Source organism: Castellaniella sp. (genome assembly GCF_047971665.1).
Classification (GTDB): domain Bacteria; phylum Pseudomonadota; class Gammaproteobacteria; order Burkholderiales; family Burkholderiaceae_B; genus Castellaniella.
Genome location: NZ_JBKEAA010000014.1, coordinates 1 through 25,693 on the forward strand (window position 1 = coordinate 1; position 25,693 = coordinate 25,693).

The 25,693-nt window shown below is 63.5% G+C and carries 24 protein-coding genes, 1 tRNA gene, 1 pseudogene and 1 CRISPR repeat array; of the genes and pseudogenes, 14 read left to right on the top strand and 12 right to left on the bottom strand.

Going from position 1 to position 25,693, the window contains the following annotated elements; genetic code table 11:
* Window positions 1–10: 10 nt before the first annotated feature.
* Window positions 11–466: a CRISPR direct-repeat array (repeat unit 29 nt; unit sequence GGTACCCCCGCGCATGCGGGGATAGACCC).
* A gap of 41 nt (window positions 467–507) precedes the next feature.
* From ACK5JE_RS04660 to ACK5JE_RS04675, 4 genes and pseudogenes are all read right to left on the bottom strand, one after another.
* Window positions 508–618, bottom strand: a pseudogene (locus ACK5JE_RS04660) (integrase core domain-containing protein); the annotation flags it as partial.
* A gap of 106 nt (window positions 619–724) precedes the next feature.
* The gene (locus tag ACK5JE_RS04665; RefSeq protein ID WP_416800538.1) at window positions 725–1,114 is read right to left on the bottom strand and encodes a hypothetical protein; all 390 of its coding nucleotides are present in this window, start codon (window positions 1,112–1,114) and stop codon (window positions 725–727) included.
* 247 nt (window positions 1,115–1,361) lie between these two features.
* Window positions 1,362–2,078 (bottom strand): hypothetical protein, encoded by a 717-nt coding sequence (locus tag ACK5JE_RS04670; RefSeq protein ID WP_416800539.1) that lies wholly within the window; start codon window positions 2,076–2,078, stop codon window positions 1,362–1,364.
* Window positions 2,075–2,932, bottom strand: coding sequence for a DUF2167 domain-containing protein (locus tag ACK5JE_RS04675; protein WP_416800540.1), 858 nt, complete (start codon window positions 2,930–2,932; stop codon window positions 2,075–2,077). Before ACK5JE_RS04675 ends, ACK5JE_RS04670 begins: the two co-directional genes overlap by 4 nt.
* A 438-nt stretch (window positions 2,933–3,370) precedes the next feature.
* Between ACK5JE_RS04675 and gnd the strand changes: the two genes are divergently transcribed.
* Window positions 3,371–4,384: a phosphogluconate dehydrogenase (NAD(+)-dependent, decarboxylating) gene (gnd, locus tag ACK5JE_RS04680; protein WP_416800541.1), complete on the top strand. Its 1,014-nt coding sequence runs from the start codon at window positions 3,371–3,373 to the stop codon at window positions 4,382–4,384.
* Between the two features lie 367 nt (window positions 4,385–4,751).
* Window positions 4,752–5,600, top strand: coding sequence for a mechanosensitive ion channel family protein (locus ACK5JE_RS04685; protein ID WP_416800542.1), 849 nt, complete (start codon window positions 4,752–4,754; stop codon window positions 5,598–5,600).
* 67 nt (window positions 5,601–5,667) lie between these two features.
* On the opposite strand, the gene cysE is transcribed toward ACK5JE_RS04685, so the two are convergent.
* Window positions 5,668–6,615, bottom strand: coding sequence for a serine O-acetyltransferase (cysE, locus tag ACK5JE_RS04690; RefSeq protein ID WP_416800543.1), 948 nt, complete (start codon window positions 6,613–6,615; stop codon window positions 5,668–5,670).
* Window positions 6,616–6,665: 50 nt separating this feature from the next.
* Complete coding sequence (locus tag ACK5JE_RS04695; RefSeq protein WP_416800544.1) at window positions 6,666–7,493, bottom strand: RNA methyltransferase; 828 nt, start codon at window positions 7,491–7,493, stop codon at window positions 6,666–6,668.
* A gap of 39 nt (window positions 7,494–7,532) precedes the next feature.
* Here ACK5JE_RS04695 and ACK5JE_RS04700 point away from each other — a divergent pair, with 39 nt between their 5' ends.
* Complete coding sequence (locus ACK5JE_RS04700; RefSeq protein WP_416800545.1) at window positions 7,533–8,315, top strand: inositol monophosphatase family protein; 783 nt, start codon at window positions 7,533–7,535, stop codon at window positions 8,313–8,315.
* Between the two features lie 12 nt (window positions 8,316–8,327).
* Window positions 8,328–9,893: a TerC family protein gene (locus ACK5JE_RS04705; RefSeq protein ID WP_416800546.1), complete on the top strand. Its 1,566-nt coding sequence runs from the start codon at window positions 8,328–8,330 to the stop codon at window positions 9,891–9,893.
* Window position 9,894: 1 nt separating this feature from the next.
* On the opposite strand, the gene ACK5JE_RS04710 is transcribed toward ACK5JE_RS04705, so the two are convergent.
* From ACK5JE_RS04710 to ACK5JE_RS04720, 3 genes are all read right to left on the bottom strand, one after another.
* Window positions 9,895–10,722 (bottom strand): UDP-2,3-diacylglucosamine diphosphatase, encoded by an 828-nt coding sequence (locus ACK5JE_RS04710; RefSeq protein ID WP_416800547.1) that lies wholly within the window; start codon window positions 10,720–10,722, stop codon window positions 9,895–9,897.
* Window positions 10,715–11,224, bottom strand: coding sequence for a peptidylprolyl isomerase (locus ACK5JE_RS04715; protein WP_416800653.1), 510 nt, complete (start codon window positions 11,222–11,224; stop codon window positions 10,715–10,717). The genes ACK5JE_RS04710 and ACK5JE_RS04715 overlap by 8 nt, the downstream gene beginning before the upstream one ends.
* A 153-nt stretch (window positions 11,225–11,377) precedes the next feature.
* A complete protein-coding gene (locus tag ACK5JE_RS04720) occupies window positions 11,378–12,079 on the bottom strand; it encodes a tetratricopeptide repeat protein (RefSeq protein WP_416800548.1) in 702 nt (233 codons plus the stop codon).
* 131 nt (window positions 12,080–12,210) lie between these two features.
* Here ACK5JE_RS04720 and cysS point away from each other — a divergent pair, with 131 nt between their 5' ends.
* The 7 genes from cysS to ACK5JE_RS04755 all read left to right on the top strand — a co-directional run bounded on the left by cysS (window position 12,211) and on the right by ACK5JE_RS04755 (window position 19,376).
* On the top strand, window positions 12,211–13,653 hold the full coding sequence (cysS, locus tag ACK5JE_RS04725; RefSeq protein WP_416800549.1) for a cysteine--tRNA ligase: 1,443 nt from the start codon (window positions 12,211–12,213) through the stop codon (window positions 13,651–13,653).
* An 8-nt stretch (window positions 13,654–13,661) separates the two neighbouring features.
* Window positions 13,662–14,309 carry a DNA-3-methyladenine glycosylase family protein gene (locus ACK5JE_RS04730; RefSeq protein ID WP_416800550.1) on the top strand — a complete coding sequence of 216 codons (648 nt, stop codon included), beginning with the start codon at window positions 13,662–13,664 and terminating at the stop codon, window positions 14,307–14,309.
* Window positions 14,310–14,345: 36 nt separating this feature from the next.
* Window positions 14,346–15,308, top strand: coding sequence for an acetyl-CoA carboxylase carboxyltransferase subunit alpha (locus ACK5JE_RS04735; protein ID WP_416800551.1), 963 nt, complete (start codon window positions 14,346–14,348; stop codon window positions 15,306–15,308).
* A 76-nt stretch (window positions 15,309–15,384) separates the two neighbouring features.
* The gene (gene tilS / locus ACK5JE_RS04740) at window positions 15,385–16,422 is read left to right on the top strand and encodes a tRNA lysidine(34) synthetase TilS (protein ID WP_416800552.1); all 1,038 of its coding nucleotides are present in this window, start codon (window positions 15,385–15,387) and stop codon (window positions 16,420–16,422) included.
* 70 nt (window positions 16,423–16,492) lie between these two features.
* The gene (locus ACK5JE_RS04745; RefSeq protein ID WP_416800654.1) at window positions 16,493–17,761 is read left to right on the top strand and encodes an aspartate kinase; all 1,269 of its coding nucleotides are present in this window, start codon (window positions 16,493–16,495) and stop codon (window positions 17,759–17,761) included.
* A gap of 69 nt (window positions 17,762–17,830) precedes the next feature.
* Window positions 17,831–17,923, top strand: a tRNA-Ser gene (locus ACK5JE_RS04750).
* Between the two features lie 310 nt (window positions 17,924–18,233).
* Window positions 18,234–19,376: a YbfB/YjiJ family MFS transporter gene (locus ACK5JE_RS04755; protein ID WP_416800553.1), complete on the top strand. Its 1,143-nt coding sequence runs from the start codon at window positions 18,234–18,236 to the stop codon at window positions 19,374–19,376.
* An 8-nt stretch (window positions 19,377–19,384) separates the two neighbouring features.
* Here the strand turns inward: ACK5JE_RS04755 and ACK5JE_RS04760 are convergent, their stop codons facing one another.
* The 3 genes from ACK5JE_RS04760 to ACK5JE_RS04770 all read right to left on the bottom strand — a co-directional run bounded on the left by ACK5JE_RS04760 (window position 19,385) and on the right by ACK5JE_RS04770 (window position 22,448).
* Entirely contained in the window at window positions 19,385–19,867 is a 483-nt protein-coding gene (locus ACK5JE_RS04760; protein ID WP_416800655.1) for a hypothetical protein, read from the bottom strand.
* A 197-nt stretch (window positions 19,868–20,064) separates the two neighbouring features.
* Window positions 20,065–21,294 carry a nucleoside recognition domain-containing protein gene (locus ACK5JE_RS04765; protein WP_416800554.1) on the bottom strand — a complete coding sequence of 410 codons (1,230 nt, stop codon included), beginning with the start codon at window positions 21,292–21,294 and terminating at the stop codon, window positions 20,065–20,067.
* Window positions 21,288–22,448: an alpha-hydroxy acid oxidase gene (locus ACK5JE_RS04770; protein ID WP_416800656.1), complete on the bottom strand. Its 1,161-nt coding sequence runs from the start codon at window positions 22,446–22,448 to the stop codon at window positions 21,288–21,290. The genes ACK5JE_RS04765 and ACK5JE_RS04770 overlap by 7 nt, the downstream gene beginning before the upstream one ends.
* A gap of 719 nt (window positions 22,449–23,167) precedes the next feature.
* On the opposite strand from ACK5JE_RS04770, the gene ACK5JE_RS04775 reads away from it, so the two are divergent.
* The 3 genes from ACK5JE_RS04775 to ACK5JE_RS04785 all read left to right on the top strand — a co-directional run bounded on the left by ACK5JE_RS04775 (window position 23,168) and on the right by ACK5JE_RS04785 (window position 25,660).
* Window positions 23,168–24,280, top strand: coding sequence for a porin (locus ACK5JE_RS04775; RefSeq protein WP_416800555.1), 1,113 nt, complete (start codon window positions 23,168–23,170; stop codon window positions 24,278–24,280).
* Window positions 24,281–24,810: 530 nt separating this feature from the next.
* Window positions 24,811–25,170, top strand: coding sequence for an NADH-quinone oxidoreductase subunit A (locus ACK5JE_RS04780; RefSeq protein WP_416800556.1), 360 nt, complete (start codon window positions 24,811–24,813; stop codon window positions 25,168–25,170).
* Window positions 25,171–25,183: 13 nt separating this feature from the next.
* Window positions 25,184–25,660, top strand: a complete 477-nt coding sequence (locus ACK5JE_RS04785; RefSeq protein WP_416800557.1) for a NuoB/complex I 20 kDa subunit family protein — start codon at window positions 25,184–25,186, stop codon at window positions 25,658–25,660.
* The last annotated feature ends 33 nt before the right edge of the window (window positions 25,661–25,693 follow it).

Below are 25,693 nucleotides of genomic sequence, written 5' to 3' on the forward strand. Positions count from 1 at the left end.
AAACCCATTAGGTACCCCCGCGCATGCGGGGATAGACCCAATCGGCGCGGCAGCTACCACCGCTTCCAGCCGGTACCCCCGCGCATGCGGGGATAGACCTTCAGCGGCCCCAAGGCGCTTGACCGTCAGCTAGGTACCCCCGCGCATGCGGGGATAGACCCCGATAGCGAATTTACAGGAGCCGGGAAATGAAGGTACCCCCGCGCATGCGGGGATAGACCCCGAAAGGCATGGATGTCAGGCCGGTGCCAAGGGGTACCCCCGCGCATGCGGGGATAGACCCTGGCGGCCCTGGACGCGCAAGCGGCCGAAGACGGTACCCCCGCGCATGCGGGGATAGACCCGTAATCGCCGTCGATCAAGCCATGGGCCGCCGGGTACCCCCGCGCATGCGGGGATAGACCCAGATGGCATTCCTTCATTACCTGGGGGTGTCTGGTACCCCCGCGCATGCGGGGATAGACCCTGTGGATTTGCCCCCGTATTACCGGACACAGAATCACCCTTGGTTGATAAATCCTGGTGATGCCTGAACTCCCTGGGGGATCTGTATTTCAGCGCACTGTGGGGGTGCCGTTCGTTGTAATGTTCGAAGGCGGTCGCCAGATTCTGCAACGCGACGGGTCACCTTACGCTTGCCAGCGAACTTGGCATCGGAAAAACTCAACTGGCTCATCGGACATGTCCTGATTGGCTCTCGTTCAACAAACCGTATTCTGACAGGTCATCGGGACTTGTTCAGACCATCCTTAGATGATCTGGAAGCGGTATGCCTTGGGATTCGTAATAGCTCTGCAATCGCTCTAAGGTTTCCTTCGGATAAGGGGACATCAGCCATTCCTTGACGCTGCCTGCCTGCGACGAAAGTGGCTCCAAGCTCTCGCCCTTCAATATCACGCGCGAGCCTGCCATCGCTTCCAACTGTTTGTGAGATATAGTCATCTGCAAATGGTCTCTGTGGTGTCGGTTTTGGATCATAAATACTTGGCTGTCTACTGGCGTAAGACGCTGTTTTATTTTCTAATTTTCGACCAAGATTCTTGACTATATTATACCCAGACAGGCCAATCCAAGCCACACCGGCCACATCCATCAACCCAGGATCTACCGTCATTCCGTTGACCGCACCGGTACCCCCGCGCATGCGGGGCGGCCCCTCTCCAGGAACGCCGCTCATTCCTGTAGCTTGTTTTCGTCCGATGGGGTTTTCCGGGAATGAGGGTCGAGATCGTTCTTTTTTTCTCTTTCCGTTTCTTTGCCGATCTGATGAGGTGGTCTTTCGTTATTGTCGATTATTTTTGATACGGCATAATATCCGATGATCAGGCATATGAAGATGATGATGATTTCGTTGCTGGATATCATTTGCTCATCTCCAGAATTGTTTTCCTTGATCTTTTCAATCGATTGATCGTTTCCTCGAGATCCGTTTCCAATATCGCATCATCGATGTTCTGTACGATCTCGGCCTTGAATTCATCCCATTGGCGGGGGCTGAGCAGCGCAAAAGCCGATTGGACAAGATTCGATTTCTTGTTTGCCGAGATGGACAGTTTTCTGACGATATTGATGGTCAGGACAGGACATAATATACATTCTGCCGCTATGGTCAGCATGTCCTTGTTGCTCAGCCACAATCTCTTTTTATGAAGATTGATCCCTATGCTCGTCAGGATGGGGATCAGGTAGATCAGGGCGACGCACCATAAAAGATCTCTGGTGAGCCCGGATAGATGATAGATGGCGGGTGTGAGGATGAACAAGGCGAAAAACATGCCGTATGCCGGGATCGAGAGCCAAGAAAAGGCTGGCTTGCCTGCGTCCCAGTCGACGGAGGCTTTTGCTATGGTTTCCGGATTCCAGGATAATTTATAGATCGGCCTGTGTGGAAGCAACAGGTTCGGGATGAATAATTTTTTGCCTGTGATGACCAGTCCGTTGCCGCCGGTGGTGGCGGCATATTCTTTTCTTTTCTTGGTGATGATGCCTTCATTGGCAAACAGAAGCTGGCAGGAGTCATAAACATAAATGAGTATGGCGACTGCCAGCGTCTGGGTTTCTGTTGATACAGAGATCATTTCTTTTTCTTGAATATCTTCATCAATCCAAAGAATCCAGCGGCAATGACGCCGACAATGATCTTCCAGAAGGCAGCCAATGCACCACCGATGATGGCCATGAATCCTTTTTTCGTGGCGACGGCCGCAGCCCCCCCGACAATGAGCGCGGCCAGACCGTATCCCGCGACCTTGTCGCCCTCTTTGAACTCGGCGTAGGTCTCCCCGGCGTTGTAGGTGAAACCTGCCAGGACCTTCTTGAGCTCCTTGGCATCCTGATCCATGGCTTCGGCATCGGTGACCAGCGTGACATTCATGACCCCGGTTCTGCCAAGAATCCGGCTGGTGTAATTCACGTTCTCCGAGCCGTCCGAAGAGCGCAATATGATGCCCCATTCAAGCCGTTTTGTATCGATGTCGTAATGTGGAGGGCTGGCCCAGCCGACAGTATGTAAAGCATCAAGATTCAATTTCCGCCGTTGCTTGTTGCTTTCTATGTCGTCTTCCTTGAGCTCCTTCAGCAAGGCGTCCGCGTCTATCTTGTCGTCATCCGTGATGTAGCCGATCTTGTCGAAATTGAGCACGGAAAACCAATTGAGGTCTTTGGGCGCGAGGGTGTAATTGTTGTCTTCCGGCAGGTTGCCGTTGAGTGCAAGAAACTTGCTGGTATTGGCTGAATCCAGGAAGACATATCCTTTGGGAACCTCGATGGATGCCATGGTCCCGATGGCCCCTTTCGAAGGGCCTTCTTGCCATGCCAGTTTGGCCAGTTCCTGACTGAGTTGGTTCTCATCCTGCTGTGCGGGCGCCAGAGAGGGAAGAGACAATAGAATTGCAAAAATACCCGCCGTGAATTTTGAGATTTTTTGTTTCATGATTTAATGGAATTAAAGGTTGTTCGAGTAAACAATCGATTTTTGTTGTGACAAAATCGGGCGGGGAACTGCGTATTCCCAGCGTGACTCATAATAGATAAGCACTTCGTCAAAGTACATATTCATTGTTGGGTTTCTGATTTTTTTGACGTAATTTGACCCTTTTCTCCGATATATTATTCGGCATGGAAAAGCGCCCTGCTTTGTGGTTTTTACGCCCAGGCATCTGGTCTGTGGTTGGTCCGAAAAATGGGTCGGCTCGAAGCGAAGCCTCGGAAAAGGCGACCTGGCATCACGCCTTCATGCATGCCGAACGGCAACGGCCTCAAACTGATGCGCAAGGACGTCATCGGCAGTCGGGCGCCGTGTGCCGGATCCGGCACACGGCTTGACGCCTTCCCTGTACCATGACTCCAGCCGCAAAACACGGAGATTCACATGCAGATCGGCATGGTAGGTTTGGGCCGCATGGGCGCCGGCATGGCGCGCCGGCTCATGGGCAAAAATATTGGCTGCGTCGCCTACGACCCGCAAGCGGACGCCATCGCGCGTTTGGTCGCGGATGGCGCTGTCGGCGCGGCCTCGCTGGCCGATCTGATCGAACGACTGCCGCGTCCCCGAGCCGTCTGGCTGATGGTGCCGGCGGGCCTGGTCGATGATGTATTGGGCCAGCTGGAACCGCTGCTCGATGCCGACGACGTCGTCATCGACGGCGGTAATTCCTGCTATCACGACGACATCCGGCGGGCGCAAGCGCTGGCCGGTCGAGGCATCCATTATCTGGATGTCGGCACCAGCGGCGGCGTGCACGGACAGGCCCGGGGGTACTGCCTGATGATCGGTGGCGGCAGCGCTGCGGTCGCTCGCCTGGATCCGGTGTTCGCCGCCCTGTCGCCGGGTCGGGATGCCGCCGCGCGAACGCCGGGGCGCGGCGACGGCGCGGGCACGGCCGAGCAGGGCTATCTGCACTGCGGGCCGGTGGGCGCGGGGCATTTCGTGAAGATGGTGCATAACGGCATCGAGTACGGGATCATGCAGGCCTATGCCGAGGGCTTCAATCTGTTGCGTCATGCGAACATCGGCAAGCGAGATCATGCGACCGATGCGGAGACGGCGCCGATGCGCGATCCGCAGCATTATCAGTACGACATGGATCTGCCTGAGATCGCCGAACTCTGGCGTCGGGGCAGTGTGATCGGTTCATGGCTGCTGGACCTGACCGCACGCGAGTTCCAGGCCGACCCCGGGCTGGAGGGGTTCTCGGGCCGGGTGTCCGATTCCGGCGAGGGACGCTGGACGCTGCATGCGGCCATCGACGAGGGCGTGCCGGTGCCGGTGCTCAGCGCCGCGCTGTTCGAGCGCTTCCAGTCGCGCGGCAATGCGGAATTCGCCAACCGGATCCTGTCGGCGATGCGCAAGGGATTCGGCGGACATGAGGAACGGGACGCATGACGCGTTCCCGTCATGAATCGGTCATTTTGTTGTCTTGCGGAATATCCCCTTGATCTGCAAAGAGGAAACCGGTTCTCTCGTGACTTGTCCATGGATTTGTCCACAATCCGGGTGGATAAATCGGCGCGGTCCGCCCATGTCATCAAACGGTCATTTTCTTGTCTTGGATCTCATCTGATTGATTCAAAAAGGAAAAACCGAGTCCCCCAGGACTTGTCCATGGGATTGTCCACAAACCGCGTGGATAAAATATGCCGGATGTCAGGCGATGCCGGCCGGATCGGAGGGGAGCGATGGCTGATCGAAGCCGCCTGCGGGCCAACGTAAAATTATCTTTTTCTGTATTTCACATTTGGAGAATTCAGCCATGGAACAGCTTCAGGCGCTTTGGCCAGGCATGCCCGATCTGAGCGGCATCGTGATCAATTTCGGGGTGACGCTGGCCATCCTGGTGATTGGCTGGATCGTGTCCAATCTGCTGGGGCGCTGGATGCGCCGCATGGCGGACCGCTCGCCGCGGATCGATCCGACCATCGTGCCGATGGTGCGCACCATCACCATCTGGGCGGTGCGCATCGTGGTGCTGCTGGCCGTGCTGGCGCGCCTGGGCGTGCAGACGGCCAGTCTGGTCGCCATGTTGGGGGCTTCCGCCCTGGCCATCGGTCTGGCCTTGCAGGGCACGCTGCAGAATTTTGCCGCCGGCATCATGCTGTTGGTGCTGCGGCCGGTCCGCACTGGGGAATTCGTCATGATCGGCACCCAGGGTTCCGGCGTGGTCGATGAGATCGGCCTGTTCATGACGCGGTTCGTGCAGGTCGATGGCGTGCACATCATGCTGCCCAACACGCTGGTCTGGGGCAGTCCGATCACCAATTACAGCCGCAACAAGACGCGTCGCCTGGACATGATGCTGGGGGTGCGTTACGACGATGACCTGAATGCCGCGCTGAGCACCTTGCAGACGCTGGTGGATCAGGATGACGACATCCTGGTCGATCCGGCCCCGCTGGTCGCGGTGATGGAATACCGCGACAGCACCATCATGGTGAACATCCGGGTGTGGGTGCTGGCGGACAAATACTGGGATGTGTATTTTGATCTGCATCGCCGTGCGCCCCAGGCCTTGCGTCAGGCGGGCCTGCGTTCGCCCATCCCTCTGCGCGAGGTTCAGTCCATTCCCGCCATGGCTGTGGGCGGCCAGGCTGTCAACGAGTGAGGCTGGACGCAGGACGTCCGCGCGGGCCGTCCTGCATTCGCTGAGGCCGGGCCCTCGGCCCTGGTCCTTAGTCCACCATCCGGTTCAGTCGTTCCGCGTCCAGCGGATGCTGTCCGTTCTCGATGCGTTGACCCAGGTCTTCCAGGGCCGAGCACAGGCGCTGAATGCGCGCATCCTGTTGTGCGGTGTGATTGATCAGCTCGTGCAATACCTTGACCAGCGGATCGTCGTCCGCGCGGCCGACGCCGTAGGGGGCGAAGTCTTCCTGCGGCACTGCGGCGTGCTCCGTCGCGGACGCGGCCCGGCCGCGCTGCAGCAGCTCCTGCAGGGGGCGGGCGGCCCACTCGGATTGCGGGCGCGGGGTTTCTTCCTGGCAGGGAGATCCAGCCGCGCGCGCTGCGACCGGTTCAGCGCCGGAATCGGACGTCATGCCGTCCGGCTGGCTGGCACCCGTTGATGTCGGGGCCGGTGCCTCGCTGGCCGTGGGGGCGGGCTGGTCTTCCGGCAGGATCACTCGCGCCGGGTTGCCCACGGCAGTGGCGCCCGCGGGCACGGGTTTGATCACGACCGCATTGGAGCCGACCCGGGCATGGGCGCCCACAGTAAAGCCGCCCAGGATCTGGGCGCCGGCGCCCACCACCACGCCTTCTTCCAGGGTGGGATGGCGCTTTTCGCCTTTGTACAGGCGGGTGCCGCCCAGCGTGACGCCCTGGTAGATGGTGCAGTCGTCGCCGATCTCGGCGGTCTCGCCGATCACGACGCCGAAGCCGTGGTCGATGAATACGCGCCGGCCGATGCGCGCGCCGGGGTGGATCTCGATGCCGGTCAGCAGGCGCCCCAGGTGAGAGACGAAACGGCCCGCCCAGTACCAGCCTCGTCGCCACAGGCCGTGCGCCAGACGGTGAACCAGAATGGCGTGCAGCCCGGGGTAACAGGTCAGGATCTCGAGGCGGCTGCGGGCGGCCGGATCGCGTTCATGGATGCGGGCGATGTCTTCGCGAAGCTGGTCAAACATGTCGGTCGGGGCTCAGGGGCTGTTCGTGCGGATCAAAGAGAGGATGAAAATCAAAGGGTGCGCGCCGGGTCCGTCTCCCGTTGCGCGCTGCGGATCATCGCGGTGCACATGCCGCGCACCATGTCGACCTCGTCGGCGCTGAGCCGGTTGCGGGTCCACATCTGCCGCATGCGCGGCATGAGTTTTTTCGGATGCCTGGGGTCCAGGAACCCGACGGCCACCAGGGCTTGCTCGAAATGCGCCAGCATGGCCTGGACGCGTGCGTGGCTGGCCGGGTCCGATCCCGGGTCGTGCCGGGCGCTGGTGTCGGGCAGGCGCGCCGCGCCGGTCAGGGGCAGCAGGGCATAGCGCAATTCCCAGGCGGCCAGTTGCAGCGCCTGGGAGACGTTCAGCGAACTGTACGCCGGGTTGGCCGGGATGTGGCAGACCTGCTGGCACAGGGTGATGTCCTCGTTGGACAGGCCGGTGCGCTCGGTGCCCAGGACGATGGCGACGCGCGTGTCGGCGTGGGTCAGCTCGATGGCCGATTGTGCGGCGGCTTCGCGGATGTCGCAGGGCGGGGGACCGATGGCCCGGGCCCGGGCCGTCAGGGCAAAGGCCAGCGTCGCGGGTTCGAGCGCCTCGGCGAGGCTGGCATGCAGCCGGGCGTTTTCCAGAATGTCGCCGGCGCCGCTGGCCAGGGCCAGGGCGTCGGGCCGGTGCAGGATATCCGGGTCAGCGGGCGCGACTAGGCGCAGGTCATGGAACCCCATGGTCTTGATGGCCCGGGCCGCCGCGCCGACGTTGCCGGGATGGCTGGGGCTGACCATGACGAAGCTGACCCGGTCGAATGGAACCAGGCTGCGGGGAGGGGGGTCTGAGGAAACTGGCGGAGTCATTTAAAATAGGAGCCTATTACCCGTGATCTTTGGAAACCTATGCACCCGATGCTCAACACCGCCATCAAGGCGGCACGCCGTGCCGGCGCCATCATCAATCGCGCCAGCCTCGACCTGGAACGCCTGAATGTGGCGCGCAAGGGGCCGAAGGATTACGTCACGGAAGTCGATCGGGCCGCCGAGGCATCCATCATCGACATTTTACGCACAGCCTATCCCGACCACAGCATTCTGGCCGAGGAGTCCGGCCGTCTGCAGGCCGGGGACGGCCAATCGGCCGCCGAATTCCAGTGGGTGGTCGATCCCCTGGACGGCACCACGAATTTCATCCACGGCTTTTCTCACTATGCGGTGTCCATCGCGCTGATGCATCGCGGTCAGGTCGCGCATGCCGTGGTCTACGATCCCACGCGCAATGAGATGTTCACCGCCAGCCGGGGCAGCGGCGCCTTTCTGAACGACCGCCGGGTGCGGGTGTCCTCCTGCCTGCGCTATCACGATGCCCTGCTGGCCTCGCATATTCCCCAGTCCACGGCGCTGCCGGAGACCTCGCCCTTCATGCCGCTGCTGTCCGAATGCGCGGCGGCGCGACGTACCGGGGCTACGGTGCTTGACCTGGCCTGGGTGGCCAGCGGCCGGCTGGACGGGTTCTGCGGCGTCAGGCTCAAGCCCTGGGATGTCGCCGCCGGCAGCCTGCTGGTGCTGGAGGCTGGCGGCCTGATGGCCGATTTCCAGGGCGAGCAGGGGTGGCTGGAATCGGGCAATGTGCTGGCTGCGCCGCCCAAGATATTCGCGCAGATGATGACGTATCTGCAGGACTGACGGGGCACGATTATGGAATGGTTGCTGGATCCGGCAGCCTGGGTGGGCCTGTTCACCCTGATTGTCCTGGAAATCGTCCTGGGCATCGACAATCTGGTCTTCATCGCCATTCTGGTTGACAAGCTGCCGCCCAAGCAGCGCGACCGCGCCCGCGTCCTGGGGTTGAGCCTGGCGCTCATCATGCGGCTGTTCCTGCTGACGCTGATGTCCTGGCTGGTCAAGCTCACCGAGCCGCTGGTCCATCTGGGCGGTTTCTCGTTCTCGGGGCGTGACCTGATCCTGATCGTGGGCGGCTTCTTTCTGCTGTTCAAGGGCACCTTCGAGCTGCATGATCGCATCGAAGGCCGCACGCAGCATGCATCAGGGTCGCGCCTGCACGCGGGGTTCTGGGTGATCGTCACCCAGATCGTCATTCTGGATGCGGTGTTCTCGATCGACTCGGTGATCACCGCGGTCGGGATGGTCGATCACCTGGCCATCATGATGGCGGCCGTAGTGATCGCCATGGGCATCATGCTGGTGGCGTCCAAGCCGCTGACGGCCTTCGTCAATGCCCACCAGACGGTGGTGATCCTGTGTCTGGGCTTCCTGCTGACGATTGGTTTTTCGCTGGTGGCCGACGGGTTCAGCTTCCATGTCCCCAAGGGCTACCTGTACGCCGCCATCGTGTTCTCGGTGATCATCGAGAGCCTGAATCAATGGGCGCGGCGCAATGTGCGACGCGCCGAGATGCGTCGGCCGCTGCGTGAACGCACGGCGGAGACCGTGCTGCTGATGCTGGGCCGCAAGCCCTCGGCCGGCCCCGAGCCCGATGAGGACCAGGAGGCGCCGCCGCCGGAGGCCTTTGGCGACGAGGAGCGCAACATGGTCAGCGGCGTGCTGACGCTCAGCGACCGCAATGTGCATTCCGTGATGACGCCGCGCACCGATGTGTCCTGGATCAATCTCGATGCGCCGCCCGGCGAGTTGCGCGCCCAGTTGATCCGCGAACCGCACAGTTTCTTTCCGGTGTGCCGCGGCACGCTGGACGAAGTCGTGGGGGTGGGTCGCGCCAAGGACCTGCTGCTGGATCTGCTGGAACACGGCGGCATCCGCGAAACCCGGCTGCGCGAGCCCATCATCGTGCACGAGACGATCCCCATCTTGCGACTCATGGAAACGCTCAAGCGCTCACACGGGTTGCTGGTCCTGGTGGCCGATGAGTTCGGTTCCATCGTCGGTGTGGTCACGCCGATCGACATTTTCGAGGCCATTGCCGGCGAGTTCCCCGACGAGGACGAGACGCCCGACATCATCGACCAGGGCGATGGCCGCTGGCGTGTGGATGGCGCGGCGGATCTGCATCATCTGGAGCAGATCCTCAACATCGACGGACTGGTCGACGAGCACGAGGAATACTCCACCATCGCGGGCTATCTGCTGAGCCGCTTCGGTCGCCTGCCCGATGTCGGCGACCACTGTGAGCTGACCCGCGGTTACGGCGGGTTTCGCTTCACGGTCGCGGCCCTGGAGGGCCGCCGGATCGCCACCGTGCAGATCGACAGTCTGGAACCGATGGATCCCGAGGTCGAGATCTGAGTCAGTCTTGAGGACGCGCCTTGATGCGGTACCCTGACGCGCCTTCCGGAACGGGGTCCAGAGTCTTGGCGTATTCGAGCCGGATGCCGGCCGGATCGATTTCGATCCAGCCCCCCCGGGGGGGCGCGTCATGGTCGAATTCCCAGTCTGGCAGCACATAGCGCTGCGCCGTGTGGCCGTCCAGCGTCAATGGGTGAATGGCGGGCCGGTGCGTGTGGCCATGGACGAGGGTGGTGCAGCCGGCGCTGCGCAGTGCCTGCTCGATGGCGGCGGCGTTCACATCCATGAGGGCCATCGGCTTGGCCCGGCGGGCCTGCCGGCTGCGGGCGCGGGCGTGCGCGGCGATGGCGCGCCGCAGGCTCAGCGGCAGGCTCAGGAAGATCTGCTGAACCCGGGGCGCACGGACGATGCGGCGAAAGCGCTGATAGGCGAGGTCGTCGGTGCAGTATTCATCGCCGTGCGCCAGCAGGATCGGTCCGGCGTCCGTGTCCAGGACGACGGGTGCATCCAGCAACCGGGCGCCCAGCGCGTCGGCCAGGGACGGGCCCATCAGGAAGTCGCGATTGCCGCGTGCCAGCAAGAGCGGAATGGTCCGGGCGGTGGCGCGCAGTTCATCGAGCGCGGCGGCCAGCCAGGCGGGCGGCGTTCGCAGCGCGTGATCGTCGCCGATCCAGGCGTCGAAAAGGTCGCCGCACAGGATCAGGGCATCGGCCTGATCCCGGGCCTGTTCCAGGAAGTCGTAGAAGGCGCGGGCCGTTCTTGGAACGGCCTCGCCCAGATGGATGTCGGAGGCGACCCAGACGGTGCCTCGCAGCGCCAGTTTATTCAACCAGCGTGGCGCTTTCGATGATGACGTCCTCGGCCGGAACGTCCTGGTGGAAGCCCTTGCTGCCGGTCTTCACTTTCTTGATCTCATCGACGATTTCGGTGCCTTCGATGACGCGGCCGAACACAGCGTAGCCCCAGCCATTGGAAGTGGGCGCGCTGAAGTTCAGGAAGTCATTGTCGGCGACATTGATGAAGAACTGGGCCGTGGCCGAGTGCGGGTCGGACGTGCGCGCCATGGCGAGCGTGTAGCGGTCGTTCTTGAGACCGTTGTTGGCCTCGTTTTCGATGGGCGCGTGGGTCTGTTTTTGTTTCATGCCGGGCTCGAAGCCGCCGCCCTGGATCATGAAGTTGTTGATGACGCGGTGGAAGATGGTGCCGTCGTAAAAGCCTTCCTTGACGTAACGCAGGAAATTCTCGACGGTCTTGGGGGCTTTCTCGGCGTCCAGTTCGATCAGCAGATCGCCTTTGTTGGTCTGCAGTCTGACATGCGGATGAGTGCTCATGGTGGTGGTGCCTTGGGTAGAGGAGTTGGAATGGGTCTGGGCGGCGGCATCGCCCGCCAGGACCAGGGCGCAGCCCAGGCTGCAGGCGCGCATCCAGGGCAGGATGCGGGATGGAAACGAGGCGTGGGACATGGGGTGTCCAGAATAAAAGAATTATTGTGCCTGAGGAGCAGGGGGGATGTCGTTCGCCGGCCGGTCCGGGGCCGCTGAGGCGGGCGCGGACCGGGCCGGTTGCCCGGCCGCCCGGGCGCGGGCGAAGGACTCCTGGGCCATGCGCATCTGCACGTGGCCCAGGTTTTCCAGCGCCGGGGCGAAAGACGGGTCGGACACGAGGGCCATGTCCAGCGCGTCGCGGGCCAGTTGCAGCTGGCCCCGGCGGGCGTATTCGATGGCCATGGCGTTCCAGGGTTCGGGCAGCTCGGGATAGTCGCTGGTCATCTGGCGCCAGACGGCCATGGCTTCGTCGTGCCGACCCAGCGCGCCGAGGGCGCGGCCCTGCTGGTAGCGCAACTGGACGTCAGTGCCCGGGGTGACGTTCTCGTCGCGTCCGGCCTGGCTTTTGGCGATGATGTCCAGGGCCTCCTGGCCGCGGCCCGCGTCGATCAGCGCCGCCACGTGGGTGGCGATCTGGGCGGGCGTCAGCGGAATGGCCGTGTCCACGGAGGGCGCGGCTTTTTGCAGCAGATCGGCAAAGGCCTTCCAGCCGCGGTCCGGGGGCGGGGGTTCGGTGAACGCCCCGGTCTCGGGGTTGTAGTTCAGGCTGGGCAGGTCGGTCTTGCCCGTGGATGCCGCGAGGGCCGGACCCGCAGCCAGGCAGGCGCACAGGGCCAAAACAGGGAGGAAAGGGCGGGTCACGTCTCGGGGCGCCTATGGATGGGGTTCTGGGATTGGACCAGGGGACGGTATACTTGTCAGTTCATTTTACATCCCCGAGCGCTGTCCGTATGGTCCGGAGCGCCGGGTTCGTCTGTCTCATCCCGCCCGACATGCTTCATATCCACGACACCCTGACACGCCAGAAAATTCCGTTCCGGACGGCGCAGCCGGGGGTGGTGCGCATGTACGTCTGCGGGATGACAGTGTATGACTTCTGTCATCTGGGGCATGCGCGGATGCTGGTCAGCTTCGATGTGGTGCAGCGCTGGCTGCGGGCCACCGGCTACCAGGTGCGTTACGTGCGCAACGTCACCGACATCGATGACAAGATCATCCGCCGCGCGGTGGAGCGCGGCGTGACGATCCGCGCGCTGACGGAGTTTTTCATCGACGCCATGCGCGCCGACGAGCGCGCCCTGGGCGTCGAGTCGCCCGACGACGAGCCGCGCGCCATGGAGCATGTGGCCGGGATGCTCGAGATCATCCGCACACTCGAATCCCGGGGGCTGGCCTATCAGGGTGCCGATGGCGACGTCAATTTTCCGGTGCGCAAGTTCCCTGGCTATGGCAAGCTGTCGGGCAAATCCCTGGACGACCTGCGCGCGGGCGAACGGGTCGCCGTGTCGGCCGGCAAGCAGGATCCGCTCGATTTCGTGCTGTGGAAATCGGCCAAGCCCGAGGAACCCGCCGATACCCGCTGGGATTCCGCCTACGGGCCGGGCCGTCCGGGCTGGCACATCGAATGCTCGGCCATGAGCCATGCGCTGCTGGGCATGCCGCTGGATATCCACGGCGGCGGTCCGGATCTGAAATTCCCTCACCACGAAAACGAGATCGCCCAGAGCGAGGGCGCTTTTGGCGGCACCCTGGCCACGACCTGGATGCACTGCGGTCCGATGATGGTCGATGCCGACAAGATGTCCAAGTCCCTGGGCAATTTCCGGCGCATCCGCGACACGGTCGCGCTGGATGCGGCCGACGACCGCGCGGACTATGCCGTCAATCCCCGCGAAGCCGAGATGTTGCGTTTCTTTCTGGTGCGCAGCCACTACCGCAGTGCCCAGAACTATGCGCCCGACAATCTGCTGGATGCCCAGAACGCGCTGGACCGGCTCTATCAGACACTGGCGAGTGTGCCGCCCGCCGCTGTCGAGGTCGATTGGGACGATCCGGCGGCCCAGGTGTTTCGCGTCGCCATGGACGATGATTTCAATACGGCCGGCGCCGTCGCCGTGCTGTTCGATCTGGCCGGCCAGGCCAATCGCCAGGGCAGTGCCCGGGCCAGCGGCCTGATGCGGACCCTGGGCGGCCTGCTGGGCCTGTTGCAGGCCGATCCGGCCACCTACCTGAAATCTCCCACCCGTTTCCTGACCGGGGGCACGCGGGCGGATACGCTGTCATCCGAGGCGATCGAGGCTCTGGTGGCCGAACGCGCCCAGGCCAAGGCCACGCGTGATTTTGCCCGGGCTGACGCCATCCGCGCCCAATTGCGCGAGCAGGGTGTGGATCTGGCCGATGCCGCTGGCGGCGCGACCCAATGGCGGCGGGTATGACGGTGGACATGCCTCGTTCCGGCGTCGCCGCGCTGCCGCCCGTGTACTGGGCGCAGGCCTGCGAGCATCTGATGCAGCGCGACCGGATCCTGCGCAAGCTGATTCCGGTCTACGGCCATGAATCGATCCAGGCGCGCCAAAGTCCGTTCCAGACCCTGATCCGCATCATCGTGGGCCAGCAGATCTCCCTGCCGCTGGGGCGCAAGCTCTGGGCGCGGCTGGTCGAGGTCTGCGGTGACGACATGCAGCCCGATTGCATCGCCCGATTCACCGAGGCCGAACTGCGCGGACTCGGCCTGTCTCTGCGCAAGGCCCAGTATCTGCGTGATGCCGCCGAATTTTTCGCCCGTCCCGAACGGCTCGATCCCGCCTGGTGGGAATCCTTCGATGATGCGGCCGTGACGGCGCAGTTGTGCGATATTCGCGGTGTGGGCCGTTGGTCGGCCGAAATGTTCCTGATATTCTTTCTCGGACGTCCCGATGTGCTGCCGTTGGACGACACGGCGCTGCTCAAGGCCATCTCGCATCACTATTTCAGTGGCGAGCCGGTCTCGCGTTTCGAGGCTCGTGAGGTCTCGCAGGCCTGGGCGCCGTGGCGCACGGTCGCCAGCTGGTACCTGTGGCGCAGCCTGGACGTCGCCGCTGTCGAATACTGATCGAGTCCCGAAATCCACCCTGGAAATCCTGCTCTCATGCGAAATACATTTCTTGAATTCGAACAGCCTCTGGCCGAGCTCGATCAGAAGATCGAGGAACTGCGCTATGTGCAGACCGACTCCGCCGTCGATATCTCAGAGGAAGTCACCCGCCTGCAGCAGAAAAGCCAGTCCCTGGCCAAGAGCATCTACGCCAAGCTCACGCCCTGGCAGACCGCGCTGGTGGCCCGCCATCCTCAGCGGCCCTACACCATGGACTATGTCCAGGCGCTGTTCACGGATTTCCACGAACTGCACGGCGACCGGATGTACGCCGACGACCAGTCCATCGTGGGCGGACTGGCGCGTTTCAAAGGCACGCCCTGCATGGTCATCGGCCACCAGAAGGGCCGTGACACCAAGGAGCGCGCCCTGCGCAATTTCGGCATGCCGCTGCCCGAAGGGTACCGCAAGGCCCTGCGCCTGATGAAACTCGCCGAGAAATTCCGCCTGCCGGTGTTCACCTTCGTTGACACGCCGGGCGCCTATCCCGGCGTCGGGGCCGAGGAACGCGGCCAGTCCGAGGCCATCGGCCACAATCTGTACGCCATGGCCGGCCTCAAGGTGCCCATCATCGTCACCATCATCGGTGAGGGTGGCTCGGGCGGCGCGCTGGCGATTGCCGTGGGTGATACGGTCATGATGCTGCAGTACGCCACCTACGCCGTCATCTCGCCCGAGGGCTGTGCCTCGATCCTGTGGCGCAGCGCCGACAAGGCCTCGGTGGCCGCCGAGGCGCTGGCCATCACCGCGCCGCGTCTCAAGGAACTGGGCCTGATCGACCGCGTGGTCAACGAGCCCGTGGGCGGCGCGCATCGCGATCCCGACACAATGGCCCGCCAGCTGCAGCGCGCCTTGTCCGATGCGCTGCGCGAGCTCTCCGGTCTGGATGTGGACGAACTGTTGCGCCGTCGCCTCGAACGCGTCTCCGCCTATGGGCGCTTCCAGGAAGCCCGCTAGCCGGACGACACGCGACAGGAGGCCGCGTCGTCAGCCGGACGGATCGATTCCGTCAAACCCGAACCAGCCTGCCGTCGTGCCGGATGCCGCGTCTGATCCCTGGCGATCCGCGCTCGACCCGGCGTTGCTGCGGGCGGTGGATGCCGCGCTGAAACCGCTGCCCCGCGATGCCGCCATCGGCGTGGCCTTGAGCGCGGGGGCTGATTCTGCCATGCTGGCCCTGCACGCGGCCCATGCCGCCCGGCATCGGGGACAGCGGCTGCATTGTTTTCACATTCATCACGGACTGCAAGTGGACGCCGACGCGTGGCTGGCGCATGCCCATCGGCTGGCCGGGCTGCTGGAGGCGGACTGTCACAGCCTGCGCGTGGCTGTCGATATCGAGGGCCGGGGCATGGAGGCTGCGGCCCGGGCCGCCCGCTACGAGGCCCTGACCGGACTGGCCGCGCATGCCGGCGTCGGTCACCTCTTGCTGGCCCACCATCAGGACGATCAGGCTGAAACCGTGCTGCTGCGCCTGTTGCGCGGGACGGGACCGCTGGGCCTGGGCGCCATGCGCCCGGTGACCCGGCGCGACGGCCTGTGCTGGATCCGGCCCTGGCTGGACCAGCCCCGCGCCACGATCCTGGACTGCGCCGGACGGTTCGAGGCGCTGAGCGGGTGGCGGCCTGTCGACGACCCCAGCAATGCTGATGATCGCTATGCCCGGGCTGCCTTGCGCACGGGCCTGGCGCCGGTGCTGGATGCGCGCTGGCCCGCCTGGCGCCGGACCCTGGCCCGCCATGCCGGCCAGGCGCGGGAATTATCGGACTGGGCCGACGAGACCGTCCGGGCTGATTGGCTGGGGCTGGATCCTTCGCCCGATGGCCGGGATTTTTCGCTGGCGGTCTGGCGTGCGCTGGCGGCGCCGCGTCAGGCGGCGGTGTTGCGTCACTGGCTGCGCGACCAGGGGCTGCGCATGCCCACCGAGGCCCGCTTGCGGGACTGGCTGCGGCAGTTGCGTGAGGTGCATGCCCTGGGGCATGACCGCGATGTGCGGTTACGCCATGAGGATGCCTGGATCGTGGTGTGTCGCGGACGTGTCCTTTTGACTCGAAAAACCCGGGTAAAATAGTTCGCTTTGCCGGGGAGCCTTTGAATGAGCCCCTCTCCGGCTCGCACCGGGTTTCAATCTTCATCAAGGCATCATGCTAATCGTCCAGAAATACGGCGGCACCTCGATGGGTTCCGTCGAACGCATTCAGAACGTCGCGCGGCGGGTCGCCAAATGGCATGCCGCCGGCCATCAGGTCGTTGTCGTGCCCTCGGCCATGTCCGGCGAGACAAACCGCCTGCTGGGCCTGGCCAAGGAGATCTCGCCCCAGCCCGATTTGCGTGAGCTCGACATGCTGGCCGCCACCGGCGAACAGGCCAGCAGCGCGCTGCTGGCCATCGCGCTGATGCGTCAGGGCGTGGCCGCCCGCAGCTACACGGGCTGGCAGGTGCCGGTGCGCACCGACAGCGCCTACACCAAGGCCCGCATCCGCTCCATCGAGGACAGCCGCATCCGCGCCGACCTGGAATCGGGCCGCGTGGTGATCGTCACCGGCTTTCAGGGCATCGACGACGAGGGCCACATCACGACCCTGGGGCGGGGCGGTTCGGATACCTCCGCCGTGGCGGTCGCCGCCGCCATGCATGCCGACGAGTGCCTCATCTTCACCGACGTGGATGGTGTCTACACGACCGATCCGCGCGTCGTCCCCGAGGCCCGCCGCATGAACGTCATTTCGTTCGAGGAAATGCTGGAAATGGCCTCGCTCGGCTCCAAGGTCCTGCAGATCCGTTCCGTCGAGTTCGCCGGCAAATATCAGGTGCCGCTGCGGGTCCTGTCCTCTCTGACCGACCCCATGATCCCGATCGACGAGGAAATGCGCTCGGGTACGCTCATTACTTTCGAGGAAGACCAGAAAATGGAAACCGCCGTTGTCTCCGGCATCGCGTTCAGCCGCGACGAAGCCAAAGTCACCCTGCGCAATGTGCCCGACACTCCGGGCGTGGCCTATTCGATCCTGGGGCCCGTGGCTGCGGCCAACATCGATGTGGACATGATCCTGCAGAACATCTCGCAGCAGGGCATGACCGACTTCTCCTTCACGGTCAACCGCAATGATTTCGCGCGGACTCTGGATCTGCTCAAGCACCAGATCGGCCCGGCCGTGGGCGCTGGCGAGGTCGTCTCCGACGACAAGGTCGCCAAGGTCTCCATCGTCGGGATCGGCATGCGCAGCCACGTCGGCGTGGCCAGCCTGATGTTCCGCACCCTGGCCGAGGAAGGCATCAACATCCAGATGATCAGCACCTCCGAAATCAAGACGTCCGTGCTGATCGACGACAAATACATGGAACTGGCCGTGCGCGCGCTGCACAAGGCTTTCGACCTGGATCAGGCGCCCGTTCAGATCGAGGCCTGAGCGGAGCGTGCGGCCGTGCGCCGGGTTGCCGGCGTGCGCCTGTTCCTGTGCTAGAATGCCCGTCTTGCTGGAGACGTGGCCGAGTGGTTGAAGGTACTCCCCTGCTAAGGGAGCATGCGGCTTATACCCGCATCGAGGGTTCGAATCCCTCCGTCTCCGCCAGCTATCCCCTGTGAATCGTTGATTCCAGGGGATTTTTGTTGGCAGGTCCAGTCAATGGAATCGCATGTGCCTTAATTTGGCGGCGATCTCCTACAATCCCCAAAGTTTGTTGTCTGAATCAAAACCCGCCGGCGCGGCCGGCGGAGCCCGAACTGCCCCTGGGGGAGAGGACGATGGATTTTGACTTCAAGGCCATCAGGCGTGCGTGGCGGCTCGATGGCCGACGCTGGCAACGGGCCTTCTGCCGCCGTTTCTGCGGGATGGATCGCGATCGATTCCCGACGACGCCCCGGTTTTGCGGGAGAACGGCGTGAAACCTTCCTCCGTGGTCTGGGCGCTGTCGGGTGGCTCGGCGGTCGCCGTGGGCTTTGCCCGCTTTGGCTATGCCTTGGTGCTGCCGTCGATGCAGGCGGACCTGCAACTGAACTACGCGCAGGCGGGCTGGCTCAATACCGTGAATGCGCTCGGCTATCTGCTGGGCGCCGCGCTCGCCATCTATTTCGTCGCGCGGTTGGGAAACCGGCGTCTGTTCATCTGGGGCATGGTGTTGACGACCTTGTCTGTGCTGGCCAGTGGACTGACACATGATTTTTTCTGGTTGAGCGTCTTCCGTTTCGTGTCCGGACTGGGCGGCGCGGGCGCATTCGTCTGCGGGGGTGTGCTGGCCGGCGTGCTCGGGACGCGCGCCATCGTGATCTTTTTCAGCGGCGGCGGCCTGGGCACCTTGCTGACCGGCGCTGTCTTGCCCTGGCTGTTCGAATGGCATGGCGCTGCCGTCTGGCCCTTGGCCTGGATTGCGATGGGGGCGGTCTGCCTCCCGCTCTCGATCGCGGCAATTCTTTCCGTGCGCGCCATTGCCGAGCCTTCGTCCCGGCAAGTACGCGCCAGCTGGCCCTGGCGGCGGTGCCTGCCGGTGCTGGTCGCGTATTTCATTTTCGGTCTGGGCTATATCGCCTACATGACGTTCATGGTGGCCTGGGTCCGGGAGCATGCGAGCGGAACCGCCGGTCCGGCCATGATCATTTCCGTGATGTGGGTGCTGCTGGGCGCGATGACCTTGCTGGCGCCGCTGCTCTGGGCGCGGCTGTTTGACGGGCGTCGCGACGGTCTGCCCATGGGGGCCGCGCTGTTCGTCCTGATGGCGGGGGCTGCCTTGCCCCTGATGCTGCCCAATCTGGCGGGCATCTGGCTATCCGCCGCGCTGGTGGGCAGCAGCGTGTTCATGGTGCCTTCCGCTGTGACCGGATTCGTCAAGAACAACCTGGACCGGCCGGCGTGGGGCAATGCCATGGCGGTTGCCACCAGTCTGTTCGCGATCGGTCAGACGGTGGGGCCGGCCGCCTGCGGGTGGATCAGCGACAGGGCGGGGTCCTTGTCCTTCGGCCTGGCGGTCTCGGCGGTGGTGCTGCTGGTCTCGTGCCTGCTGGCCTTGCGTCAGAAGCCGCTGGGCTGAATGGCGATTCAGAATCTGGGGAACGAGTCTTCCTGGTCGTACATCGGGTCGGGGCCCGGATGAAATTGGGTGACCCGCACTCCGTCCCGGCCGAAATACACGTACATCAGTGAATTCCAGACGTGATCCTGTTTGTAGCGGTAGCTCCAGACGATCTGCCGCACGCTGGGCAGGCCGACGGTTTCGATGAGGGCCGGCGGTCCGAAGGCGCAGCGTACCTGGTCGGAGGTCCATTCGCCTTGTTTGAGGACCTTGAAATGCTCATCGGTCAGGACGGATTCGATGCCCTGGATGCGGCCCTGGGCGTCCACCGTGGTGCCCCAGGCGTATTGCCCCAGGGGCTGTCCCGACCAGACGGCGCGTGCTTGTCCCTGGCGGTCCACGCATTGCAGGGTGGGCGCGCCGAACTGCGCCACGACCTCGGTCAGCGGCGTGCCGGGCGGGGCGGAGGCGATGCTGACGCAGCTGGCCAGCCAGAGACTGGCGCCCATGACCAGGGTGCTGCGAATGAATGTCCGCCAGTGCGGGCAGGAATGCATGACAGGCCTCCGTGGATGGTGCTCATCCCTTGATGTCTCATTCTAGCTTTTTGAATGAGGCGGGGTGGATGCCTTGCACTCGCATCGAGATGAGTCCCTTCCGCTCCGCGTTGGGCTGGATCTCTCCGCCTCGCGCCTTGCAGCCTGTCTCATCCAAAAAACCAATAGCACACGGTGATCGAGGCCAGCACGCCTGCCAGATCCGCCAGCAGCGCGCAGCCCACGGCATGGCGGGCGCGCTGGATGCCGACTGCGCCGAAATAGACCGCCAGGACGTAAAAGGTCGTTTCGGTGCTGCCCTGGACGGTGGCGGCCAGCAGGGCGGGGAAGCTGTCCGGGCCGCTGTGCTGCATGGTCTCGATCATCAAGGCGCGCGCCGCGCTGCCGGAAAAGGGTTTGACCAGAGCGGTCGGCAGGGCGTCGACAAAACGCGTGTCCAGTCCGCCCGCCTGCACCAGCCAGCGGATGCCGTCCAGCAGCACATCGAGCGCGCCGGAGGCGCGCAGCACGCCGACCGCGCACAGCATGGCCACCAGGTAGGGCAGCAATCCCTTGCAGACGTCAAAGCCCTCCTTGGCGCCCTCGATAAAGCTTTCGTAGACCGGGATGCGTTTCCAGGCGCCGGCGATGAGAAAGATGATCAGGATGCCGAACAGGACCAGGTTGCCCAGCAGCGAGGACAGGGCGGCCACGGCGGTGACGCTCAGGGAGGCCAGCAGCGCCATGAAGCCGCCCAGCAGCAGCGCGCCGCCGCCCAGCCAGGCGAGCACCACGGGGTCGTGCAGCCGCAGCCGCTGCATGAAGGCCACCGACAGCAGCCCCACCAGTGTCGAGGCCGCGGTCGCCAGCAGGATGGGCAGGAACACCAGCGTCGGATCGGCGGCGCCCTGTTGCGCACGGTACATGAAGATCGTCACCGGCAGCAGCGTCAGCGACGAGGAGTTCAACACCAGGAACAGGATCTGCGCATTGCTGGCGGATCGCGGTGTCGGGTTCAGCGCCTGCAGCGCATGCATGGCCCGCAGGCCGATCGGGGTGGCGGCATTATCCAGTCCGAGCGCATTGGCGGCGAAATTCAGGGTGATCAGGCCGAGGGCCGGATGCCCGGCCGGCACCTCCGGCATCAGGCGCCGGAACAGTGGCCCCAGCAGCCGGGCCAGCGCAGCCACCAGCCCGGCCGATTCGGCGATCTTCAGAAAGCCCATCCACAGCGTCAGTGTGCCGAACAGCAACAGCATCAGCTTGACCGACAGATCCGCCATGTCGAACAGGCTGGCGATCAGGCGGGCGAATACCTCCGCATCGCCCAGCGCCAGCCATTGGAACAGCGCGGAGACTGCCGCAACCAGAAAGAATCCGAGCCAGAGGATGTTCAGCATGCGGCCTCCGGATTCACCAGTACGCGGCGGTCCACATCCTGGATGCGCGTGCGGCCGCAGAACGCCATCGAGACATCCAGTTCATTGGCCATCAATTCCAGACATCGATGGACGCCGGCTTCGCCGTAAGCGGCCAGGGCATACAGGAACGCCCGGCCGATCAGCACGCCGCGTGCGCCCAGCGCCAGCGCGCGCAACATGTCCTGGCCGCTGTAGACGCCGCCGTCCATCAACACCTCGATGCGGTCGCCCACGGCCTGCGCGATGGCCGGCAGGGCGGAGATTGACGAAGGCGCGCCGTCAAGCTGCCGTCCGCCGTGGTTCGAGACCACCAGCGCGTCCGCGCCAGCCTCCACCGCGCGGCGCGCATCCTGTGGGTCCAGGATGCCCTTGACGATCAGCTTGCCGTCCCAGCGTTCCTTGATCCAGGCCAGATCGTTCCAGTTCAGCGAGGCGTCGAATTGCTCGGCCGTCCAGGACGCCAGGGAGCGCATGTCCGCCACGCCTTTGGCATGTCCCACGATGTTGCCGAACGCCCGCCGGGGAGTGCGCAGCATCTCCAGGCACCATTGCGGCTTGAGCGCCAGGTTCGCCAGATTGGCGAGCGTCGGGCGCGGGGGCGTGGACAGACCGTTCTTGATGTCCTTGTGCCGTTGTCCCATCACTTGCAGATCCAGCGTCACCATCAGGGCCGAGCAGCGCGCGGCGCGGGCGCGGTCGATCAGCCGTCCGATGAACGCCCGGTCGCGCATCACGTACAGCTGGAACCAGAACGGCCGGCGGGTGTGGGCAGCCACGTCCTCGATCGAGCAGATGCTCATGGTCGACAGAGTGAACGGCACGCCGAATCGCTCCGCCGCCCGGGCCGCCAGGATCTCGCCGTCGGCGTGCTGCATGCCCGTCAGCCCTGTCGGCGCCAGGGCCAGTGGGATCGCCACCTCCTCACCCAACAGATAGGCGCGCAGGCTGCGTCGGGCGATGTCCACCGCCACGCGCTGGCGGAACCGCAACGCCTGCAGGTCGGCGGCATTGGCGCGGTAGGTGGACTCGGTCCAGGCGCCGGAATCGACATAGTCGTAGAACATGCGTGGCACGCGACGGCGCGCGACGCGGCGGAAATCCTCGGTGCAGGTGATCTTGTTCAGGGCGGGCAAAGGGTGGGTCTCCGGCGGGCCGAGGGGGTGGCGATGCAGCGATGATACGACGCGATGAGGAGGGGCGGACATTTCAATCGCATGTATGAAATGAAGCGTGAATCGTTCACGAGGGGCGAGGCCGGCAGGACGAGGGGCGACCCATGATGGATGATCGGTTGTCACCGCGTCGATGCACCGTTTTGGTGAGGATCTCTGGATGGACATTGCTCTGGTGGAAAGCATGACTGTCGTTCTGGTCCTGATTGATGCGGTTCGGAGTGATGCCGTGCGGGCAATTTCACGGCGGTGCGCCTCGAAAGCCGAACGGAGGGAGAGTGTCCTGAATGCGGCCGATGTCGTGGTCCGTCGTCTGGGGCGGCCTCCCGTGGCCGCGCTGCGGCAGGCGCTGACGTGGCGGCAGAGGGGGCGATCATCGGGATGGGCTGTCGGGGGTTCAGGTCGGCGGCTTCCATTGCAGTCGCCCCGTCGTTTGACTCCCATCGCTTCATTCAGCGTCGAACCAGGGTAATCCCTTATATTTGCCGTCAGCCTCCGGGAGGATGTTGTGATCATGCAACGGCTTCTTGGGAAACTCGGCGTTTTACCCCGCCCAACGTGGCGTTTGTCCCGGATTTTTGATGCAATACCTACAACTTCCCATCGCGGAGTTGGAAGAGCAGCGGCACAGGTTGTTGTTGGCCTGCTCTGATTCACACAAATCTACGGAGATTTCTTACATGAAAAAGACTCTGCTCGCTGCTGCTCTGCTGGCCGGCTTTGCCACCGCTGGCGTTGCTCAAGCAGAAACGTCCGTGACGCTGTACGGTATCGTTGATACCGGTTACGGTTACCAACACTACAAGTACGATGGTGGTGGTGCTGACTTCACCTCCGACACTTCCGGTCTGCGCAGCGGCACCGTCAACGGTAACCGTTTCGGCCTGAAGGGCTCCGAAGACCTGGGTGACGGCCTGCGCGCCATCTTCCAACTGGAACAAGGCTTCGATCTCGGCACCGGCAACGGCACCTCCGATCGCCAGTTCCATCGTCAAGCCTTCGTGGGTCTGTCCAGCGACAGCTGGGGTACCTTCACGATGGGTCGTCAGTATTCCGCCGGCGTTGAAGTCGGCAATCTGGTCGTCAACGGCTGGAACATGGGCGACGTGGATAAGGTTTTCGGTGGCTACGGCTACGGCAACCGTATCGACAACTCCTTCAAGTACGTGACGCCTGACCTGTCCGGCTTCAAACTGTACGCCTTGTACGGTTCCGAAGGCGACGACACGATCGAGCGTATTGACGACCATGGCTACGCCGGCTCCGCTGAGCGTACCTCGCGCGTGTCCCTGGGCCTGACCTACGTCAACGGCCCGATCAGCCTGGGTGCCAGCTACGACCGTCGTGGTGAGACCGGTGTCGAAGACGCCATCACCAACTGGACCGTCAACGGCGCCTACGACTTCGAAGTCGTCAAGCTGTCCCTGGCCTACGGCCAAGACCGTCATGGCAAGCTGGGCTGGGCTGGTTCCTCCAACTCCCTGGCTGGCCTGGCTTCTAGTGCTCTGAACGCCAGTGGCGACTTCAAGTCCAACAACTACCACGTCGGCCTGAGCGCGCCGATCGGTGGCGGTACCCTGTACGCTGGCTGGAACTACTCCACGTCCAACCTGGACGATGGCGACAAGTGGGGCGACGGTGCCGACAACATCAGCACCTATCAGGTCAACTACTTCTACCCGCTGTCCAAGCGTACCGGCGTGTACGTCTACGGTTCGTACGCCGACAACATCGGCTACATCAAGGATCTGACGGGTACCGAAGCCGGTATCGGCCTGAACCACAAGTTCTAATCGCTGCGCGTGGCACGTCCACGCTTGCGATGCGGCCCGGTTCGCCGGGCCGTCACGAACGGCGGGGGTTCCGGTCCCCGATGCAAAAAGCCATCTTTCGAGGTGGCTTTTTGCATTTCAGGCATTTTGCCCGTCAGGCGCACCGGGCTTTGTTCGGTCACGGGAAACCCGGAGGTTCCTTCCGGACGGTAGAATCGAGACATGGCGGCCTGTGCTTGAGGTGCGCGGGCCTGTGCGTCGGGTCATCATTGAGGTGTTGCGGCCTGTGCGCCGGGCCAATTCTTGAGGTATTGTGGCCTGTAGAGCCGGGCCGATCCTTGAGGCGTCATGTCTGTGGCGCCGGATCGGTCAAAAAAGACCGGTCTGCATCGCCTTTCAGGTGTGATGCGTGTTTTCAGGCGGTTGAAAGGTCTTCCGTGATCTTCTGAATTCTTGATCTGGAATATGTTTTCATCGCGGGTTTTCCCGGCGGTCGAGCTTGTCGGAATGCTACAATCCCGTAGTTTGATTTTCTGGAACAGGGGCTACACATGAATCTGGCACAGTACTTTCCCGTGCTGCTTTTCATCATCGTCGCCATCGTGATCGGCGCGGCCCTGATGGGCGCAGGCCGCCTGCTGGGCAGGAACGTGCCGGATCCCGAAAAGCTCTCGCCCTACGAGTGCGGCTTCGAGACCTTCGGTGATTCACGCATGAAATTCGATGTGCGCTACTACCTGGTGGCCATCCTGTTCATCATGTTCGACCTGGAAATCGCCTTTCTGTTTCCCTGGGCCATGGCCAATGGCGCGGTGGGCATGATCGGTTTCTGGGCAGTCGCCATTTTCCTCGGCGTGCTGACGATCGGCTTCATCTACGAATGGCGGCGCGGCGCGCTGGATTGGGAATAAACGGGGGTTCATCATGGCTATCGAAGGTGTCATGGACAAAGGCTTCATCACCACCAGCGCGGACAAGTTCCTGAACTGGGCAAAGACGGGTTCGCTGTGGCCCATGACGTTCGGTCTGGCCTGTTGCGCGGTCGAGATGATGCATGCCGGCGCGGCGCGCTACGACCTGGACCAGTTCGGCATCATCTTTCGCCCCAGCCCGCGGCAGTCCGATCTCATGATCGTCGCCGGCACGCTGTGCAACAAGATGGCGCCGGCCCTGCGCAAAGTCTACGACCAGATGCCCGAGCCCCGCTGGGTGCTGTCGATGGGCTCCTGTGCCAACGGCGGCGGCTACTACCACTATTCCTATTCCGTGGTGCGGGGCTGTGACCGCATCGTGCCGGTGGATGTCTACGTGCCGGGCTGTCCGCCGACCTCCGAGGCCCTGGTCTACGGTCTTCTGCAGATGCAGAACAAGATCCGCCTGACCAACACCATCGCCCGCTAGGCCCCGCCCGGCGCCGTCCAACCGTTGATACAA

Bases quoted from the DNA above. Each gene is read 5' to 3' on its own strand.
- ACK5JE_RS04665 (WP_416800538.1), bottom strand. From the start codon at position 1,114: ATGACGGTAGATCCTGGGTTGATGGATGTGGCCGGTGTGGCTTGGATT.
- ACK5JE_RS04670 (WP_416800539.1), bottom strand. From the start codon at position 2,078: ATGATCTCTGTATCAACAGAAACCCAGACGCTGGCAGTCGCCATACTC.
- ACK5JE_RS04675 (WP_416800540.1), bottom strand. From the start codon at position 2,932: ATGAAACAAAAAATCTCAAAATTCACGGCGGGTATTTTTGCAATTCTA.
- gnd (WP_416800541.1), top strand. From the start codon at position 3,371: ATGCAGATCGGCATGGTAGGTTTGGGCCGCATGGGCGCCGGCATGGCG.
- ACK5JE_RS04685 (WP_416800542.1), top strand. From the start codon at position 4,752: ATGGAACAGCTTCAGGCGCTTTGGCCAGGCATGCCCGATCTGAGCGGC.
- cysE (WP_416800543.1), bottom strand. From the start codon at position 6,615: ATGTTTGACCAGCTTCGCGAAGACATCGCCCGCATCCATGAACGCGAT.
- ACK5JE_RS04695 (WP_416800544.1), bottom strand. From the start codon at position 7,493: ATGACTCCGCCAGTTTCCTCAGACCCCCCTCCCCGCAGCCTGGTTCCA.
- ACK5JE_RS04700 (WP_416800545.1), top strand. From the start codon at position 7,533: ATGCACCCGATGCTCAACACCGCCATCAAGGCGGCACGCCGTGCCGGC.
- ACK5JE_RS04705 (WP_416800546.1), top strand. From the start codon at position 8,328: ATGGAATGGTTGCTGGATCCGGCAGCCTGGGTGGGCCTGTTCACCCTG.
- ACK5JE_RS04715 (WP_416800653.1), bottom strand. From the start codon at position 11,224: ATGAGCACTCATCCGCATGTCAGACTGCAGACCAACAAAGGCGATCTG.
- cysS (WP_416800549.1), top strand. From the start codon at position 12,211: ATGCTTCATATCCACGACACCCTGACACGCCAGAAAATTCCGTTCCGG.
- ACK5JE_RS04730 (WP_416800550.1), top strand. From the start codon at position 13,662: ATGCCTCGTTCCGGCGTCGCCGCGCTGCCGCCCGTGTACTGGGCGCAG.
- ACK5JE_RS04735 (WP_416800551.1), top strand. From the start codon at position 14,346: ATGCGAAATACATTTCTTGAATTCGAACAGCCTCTGGCCGAGCTCGAT.
- ACK5JE_RS04760 (WP_416800655.1), bottom strand. From the start codon at position 19,867: ATGGGCGCCAGTCTCTGGCTGGCCAGCTGCGTCAGCATCGCCTCCGCC.
- ACK5JE_RS04765 (WP_416800554.1), bottom strand. From the start codon at position 21,294: ATGCTGAACATCCTCTGGCTCGGATTCTTTCTGGTTGCGGCAGTCTCC.
- ACK5JE_RS04775 (WP_416800555.1), top strand. From the start codon at position 23,168: ATGAAAAAGACTCTGCTCGCTGCTGCTCTGCTGGCCGGCTTTGCCACC.
- ACK5JE_RS04780 (WP_416800556.1), top strand. From the start codon at position 24,811: ATGAATCTGGCACAGTACTTTCCCGTGCTGCTTTTCATCATCGTCGCC.
- ACK5JE_RS04785 (WP_416800557.1), top strand. From the start codon at position 25,184: ATGGCTATCGAAGGTGTCATGGACAAAGGCTTCATCACCACCAGCGCG.